Source organism: Microcoleus sp. AR_TQ3_B6 (genome assembly GCF_036702785.1).
Classification (GTDB): Bacteria; Cyanobacteriota; Cyanobacteriia; order Cyanobacteriales; family Microcoleaceae; genus Microcoleus.
Genome location: NZ_JAUBVJ010000175.1, coordinates 1 through 5,556, shown reverse-complemented (window position 1 = coordinate 5,556; position 5,556 = coordinate 1). Strand labels below are relative to the sequence as shown.

Genomic DNA, 5,556 nt, shown 5'->3' with positions numbered 1-5,556 from the left:
GTTAACGTCTCCGTCTCTAAAGATGGTGGCGTTGGTGTTAGTGTTTCGTTGCAAATTCCCTTTACCCCGATCGAGATTGAATTAGGGTTAGGTTTTCCGCAAAAAAAACCAAACCCTAATTCAACACCAACACCGACACCAACACCAACATCAACACCAACACCAACTATCGCGGCTGAGTGCGAGAGTTCTGGAAAATTACTTTATGGTACCCTCAAAAGAACTATTGAGGGTGGATGGAAGGGATTAAATTTAGATGGAACTATAAAAAAATTATACCAATACGAATATACATATGCTCCACTGCCAAATGGCAAGTTTTTAAGAACATTTACTTATACCAATTTTGGGGCAACTACTCAACAACCACCTGGAAGCGTCGAAGTAACTCTTAATCTGTGGCCCGCACGTTCCGATGATAGTCGATTTGCTCAAGAAATTGCAGAACCGATATTCCCGGGAGTTGTTTATAACGGTACAGTGGTAAGCGAATATTTTGAAACCTTTGGTGGTGCAGAATATCAAGTTATCTGTCTCCCTAATCCTAATTCTCCCCCGACTCCTTCTCCTCCCCCTCCTCCTTCTGCTTCCCCCTTTCCAAACCCACCACCAAGGAGACGAAACATGGATGAATGCTGTAGAGAAAGTACCAAGCTTTTAAGAGAGATTCACAAAGGCTTAGGAATTGCTAAATTCCCCGGTAAATTGCCAGCAACTATTATTCAAGAAGTACCAAAAGAAGGAGAACAGCCAGCAGAACCGCCACAAGTACCAATAGAGGATTTTGTGGATTTACTCGACTGGCAATTTAGGCGCGACGACGAACGCTGGGGACAATGGGAGATACAAATAGATATAAAAGACGCCGACTTGACCAAAGAAGGAAATCAAGAAAAGTCTGTAAAATTTCCAAATTTAGCAGAATCGGTCGCTGAGATAGAAGGACAAATACTTTCTATCCAAGCTAATGTCGAGGCTTTGGTAGCATTGTCTGTCCGAAACTTGACAGAGTCTGGAATGGCTCGTCAAGAAGCAATAAAAGGGTATTTAGCAACTATGGCAATTGCTAAATACATGGCTTTCCCTTACGCTGAATTTGATGTTGAAATTCCATCAACGTACACCCCAGGGGCGACATCCATAGACAAACTGATCGTAGAAACTGTTGTTCACACAAAAGGTATTGAATATGAAAACAAAGAAACTCTACGCGACCTGATTCTTGATTTGTTACAAGCTGCAGCAATAATCAGAGCTGTACATTGGAGGCAAGTAAATCCCAAAAACGATATCAAGAAACAAATTCTTTCGCAATTAAAAGGAAGCGTTGACCTTTCAGAAAAAATAACCAATGTAAAAACTGCTGATGGTGACACTGCACCAACAAAAGAATCATGGGAGGACAAACTCGACCAATATGAGAACGGTTTTGGATTTTCGACTGGAATTGAAAATGCAAATACCCCTTATGGTCGCGATAGAGAGCAACGGCCTCGGATTCGTCAAATTGGGGACAATATTGCACAAGCAGGGAAAGATGAATGAGCACAAAAATCGAAAAGATAGGGCTGGTATTGCGGGATTTAGGTTCTCGCAAAATAAGGGAGTCATCAACGGGGGGGTCTCTTGTTAGAACTTGGTCGGCAACAGCTACTGTAAGCTCTGACGATAAAGGATTTTTAGAAAATTTGTGGGATGGAGCTAGTCGTTTTGTTGGTTTTTTGATATCCGGAGCGCTCAATCTGTTAAGTTTTAGCTGGACAAAATTGTGGGGTTGGATTGTTGGCGGAGTAACTTTTGTTGCCAACTTTGATTGGAATATGACAGATGAATCTATCGACACACAAATTCAGGGCCTTTGGGATTCATTTGGGGGAATATTAGGCAGTGCAGTGGGGCGGGCAATCGGTTGGATTGGCTGCGGGCTCGTTCCTGCTGCGGCAATCATGACATTCAACGAAAGCTTAGCCACACACTTACTTAAAGAAGTTGGCGAGCAGGCGATCGATGAGATGCTAGATGCGGCGACGGAAGTTATTCAAGCGGGCTTTCGGATGGGAGTACAGGCTTCTTTCCTATGGCTCTACAAAAATGTGCGTCGGGCTTTAAAAGATCCGAGCAACCCCTTTGGCATAGCACTGCGTGGCATAGTTGGAACAGCAAACGTAGAGAATTGGGGAAAGGGTGAAAGTTGGACAATCGCCAGTACAATCGAAAACGCGATTGAGTCTATCCCTAATACCTTTCTTAGAAACTTTGTAGAAGAGGCTTGGGAGGAAGGCACCGAAGCTTGTATCGAGGCCGGCTATGCAGTAGCTGGTGGCATCGATGCTTTCTTGGCAGAGCAGGCGATCGCAAATAACAACGTTTTGGGGGCGGAGCGGATTGTAGAGGTCACTCCCGATCGCACTGTGCCAGATGAGCGAATAGTTCTCAGTGGTCGGGAAGCAGTGCTCGGTCCTAATATTGTTTCAGTGCTTGCTACGCATCAAATGTTTAGAAATCGTGATGTGGGAGTTTTGATTAATGGTTCACCCACGGATGAGTACATTCGTCCAGGCGTCGTGCAGAGGCGATTGATAATTGAGTTTAAAGAAAAGCCAAGCCCGCCGTGGGTGATGCCAGACGGAAAGAGAGCAAGGAAGAGGCAAATTACCGTTTTTGATGTCAAACGCGGCCTGACCTGGAAAGAAATCAAATTAGCGGCTAAGCCTTACAACAGCGGGCAAGTATTAATCACTGCACAATTGGACAACAGTCAACAGATGCAAGCTTACGGGGCTACAGGAAATTCGGCTTTGCAACAAATTGAAGAGCTGCTGCAGTTATCTACTGCGGAACTTTTACCCAATGGAGTGCGAGAGTCTGGTTACGTGCAAGCAACACCTCGCCGGCAAGCACTACCTTACATCGTCTACCCGAGCAAGGCTGTGCTTGTGTGGAAAAAAAAATCAACTGATTTAAGTGGACGGGAAGACTTAGCCGGGACGCTTTGGGACGAAGAAACGATCGAGTTTGACCTTTGGCCAGAGAATGAACCGGCCAACTTGCCCAACCTGGGCTAGATAAAATCAATCTTTACAAAAATTCACAAAAGAAAGTCTAAGAAAATATACTACTTTGTACAACCCTAGGGTTGTACGCAACAAAAAGTATACTCAAACACTCTGATAGCAAGGGTTTTACCGCTTGACACCATCATGTAAAAACTTCATGATGAAAAAGCAGACATGGAGATTCAAGTAAATGACAGGCATTAGCAAGCAAGATCTATTGGCTCAAGTTCAAGATCCTAGAACCAAGGCAGTTATTGCAGGCTTAGGAAATGATGGCGACGAAATGACAAGCCTTTTGTATACGGCTTTGCTGGCTGCTTATAAAGCTCAGCAGCGGATCAATCAAGATTTGCCACCTGGACAAAATCTCAACTCTCTAACCGCGCCTGTTGTGCAACAACAAAGTGGTTCGGACGGCAGTCTTTATGTCGTGAAAACAATTTCTTTGCGAGTAACATCTCCGATTTCTGATGAAGTTGCGCCTTTTGTCGGTTAAAACTCAAAACTGACTTGTTTGTTTTTCGTAATTTAACGCAAACGCACTTTTTTTATTATGACAAGGCGATTCTCTCGCTTAAAATTTGCCGTAAAAATGCTTCAAGGCACTACCCCTCCTGCCGGTAGCGCTTTAGCTAATTTTCTCCTTTATCAAGCCGGCAATCCTCAACATATTCCTAAACCCGGAGCCGGAGCGCTAGAACCACGGGGAGGCAGTATTGTTCGCGGAGTTAGTCCTTTTGGGAAACCAATTGGAACTGCACAAGCAAACTCGGAAAAAGTAACTATTACTGGTCGAGCGTTTAATCAAGCCACAGCCGTAGGATTAGATGCAAGTGGAACAACAGGCGCGAATAACTTAAATCTGCTCGAAACTTTTAATAATTCAGGCGGTTTTGAGGCAGCAAAAATAATAGTTTTTGTTGGTGCTTCTGGGAGCGGAGACCCTACAATAAGCACAATAACTAAACTTTCTTACAAAAAGCGCGTCGGTAACAGTTACACGTATCCGTTTGGAGCAACGGGCACAGCTCCTAACGATCACGAGCAAACAAAAGCTACTGCTTTGGCATCAGCGATTGCAGCAAAAGATGCTGGCGACGCTGCAAATAGTTATAGTTGTACTTTTAAACCTGAAAGATTCAAGCGTCGATAATATGACTATCTCTGCTGCTTTAACACCTTCTATCATTTTGATGCCTGGTCTATCGTTAGACGAACTCAATACTTGCGTCAAAAACCTTTATAGTGCGGCTTACAGTTTGAGGGATTTCTTAGACGATAAGATATCAGAAGAAGAGTGGCTAGAAGCTGTTGAAGCAACAGGCTTAAGCATGGACGAATATTTGCGAACAGCAATGATAAATTCTGATTTAATTTCGGAAGAGATAGAAAATTATTGCTGGCGTGTAAACGCTTTGAAGTAGGTCTGTCATCAATGGGTCTAGAAAATGATAGTGATTGGCAAAGTGTTTATAACGCTCTTCATTCATCGCCATCGCCTCAAGAGCCAATTGATAAAATCTTAATCCCCGGAAGTCTTTCACAACACACTGTTAGAATTTACACGACTTCTTTTTCTGCAAAGCCTTCTTGGTGGCTTGCGGGAAATTTAACCCAATTGCTAGGCGATAATTTCAATCCAGACTTTGAAGGTTCGCGGCACAAAATCCCTTTACGTCGCATCACACTTGTAAAACTTCCCGTGTTAACTTCTCAATACCATCTGAAATTTGAGCCCGTTCGCTGGCTTAAAGAAGTTGCAATCGTAATTGAAGTGTATACAGGAATTACAGGAGGATAAGGTAAATTTAATATAGCAAAAATTAACCTTATTTTAGGATATCGGTATTTAGCATAAATAATGAACCACTTAGCAACAATTAGCTTAGTGTTGGGCACGATTACGTCTTTTTTTGCTATCCTTGCTTACTTGTACAAGGGAGTGCAACTAAATAAGGCTAGGGCAAAGGCTCAACAAGGTCGTATCACTTCTTTGGCCAGAGTTGCTCAAATCCAAGGGCAACGCTTAACTACCGTGGAAAAACGTTTATCTACAAAAGATGAGGATTTTAGCATGAACTCTGGATTAGTCGAACTAGAGAATGAAGCTTTTGATGAATATCGAGAGCATGATACCAAGCTCACTTAACTTGTTGTTACCAAGTTGAAATTAATAATTTGCGTGACATGACAATACAAAGAGCAAAGGACTTGTTGAGCAGCAAGAGCCCCAACTATAACGAGATAAGAAATGCAATTATAGCATTAGAAAACGAAAAAAAATATGTTGAAAGCTGCATACTTCTTCAGTTTCGGAGTGCAGAAGAAGGTCAAGCAGTTGTTAATGAAATATCTTCCCTCCTTCAGCAATTACAAGAACGACAATGCACCAATTAATTTTTTCATTACCTCTTGGTAGATCAACTGAGCTAATTATGGGTAGTTTAAAGCTAATCTACCCTGACAACCAAATTATTGAATATTTGGCGACTTCTGGAGT

The 5,556-nt window shown here is 42.6% G+C and carries 7 protein-coding genes; all 7 read left to right on the top strand.

The genetic code is table 11. The annotated features are described in order from the left end of the window. The coding region (locus QUB56_RS36140) for a hypothetical protein (RefSeq protein WP_332961175.1) at positions 1 to 1,545 on the top strand (1,545 nt) is incomplete at its 5' end. Further along, positions 1,542 to 3,065 carry a hypothetical protein gene (locus tag QUB56_RS36135; protein WP_332961174.1) on the top strand — a complete coding sequence of 508 codons (1,524 nt, stop codon included), beginning with the start codon at positions 1,542 to 1,544 and terminating at the stop codon, positions 3,063 to 3,065. The genes QUB56_RS36140 and QUB56_RS36135, both read left to right, overlap by 4 nt. Before the next feature lie 181 nt (positions 3,066 to 3,246). After that, positions 3,247 to 3,552, top strand: a complete 306-nt coding sequence (locus QUB56_RS36130; protein ID WP_332961173.1) for a hypothetical protein — start codon at positions 3,247 to 3,249, stop codon at positions 3,550 to 3,552. A gap of 57 nt (positions 3,553 to 3,609) precedes the next feature. Continuing rightward, positions 3,610 to 4,209: a hypothetical protein gene (locus tag QUB56_RS36125; RefSeq protein WP_332961172.1), complete on the top strand. Its 600-nt coding sequence runs from the start codon at positions 3,610 to 3,612 to the stop codon at positions 4,207 to 4,209. 1 nt (position 4,210) lies between these two features. Then, positions 4,211 to 4,480, top strand: coding sequence for a hypothetical protein (locus tag QUB56_RS36120; protein WP_332961171.1), 270 nt, complete (start codon positions 4,211 to 4,213; stop codon positions 4,478 to 4,480). Between the two features lie 11 nt (positions 4,481 to 4,491). Continuing rightward, entirely contained in the window at positions 4,492 to 4,857 is a 366-nt protein-coding gene (locus QUB56_RS36115) for a hypothetical protein (protein WP_332961170.1), read from the top strand. A gap of 60 nt (positions 4,858 to 4,917) precedes the next feature. Then, positions 4,918 to 5,205, top strand: coding sequence for a hypothetical protein (locus QUB56_RS36110; RefSeq protein WP_332961169.1), 288 nt, complete (start codon positions 4,918 to 4,920; stop codon positions 5,203 to 5,205). Positions 5,206 to 5,556: the final 351 nt, after the last annotated feature.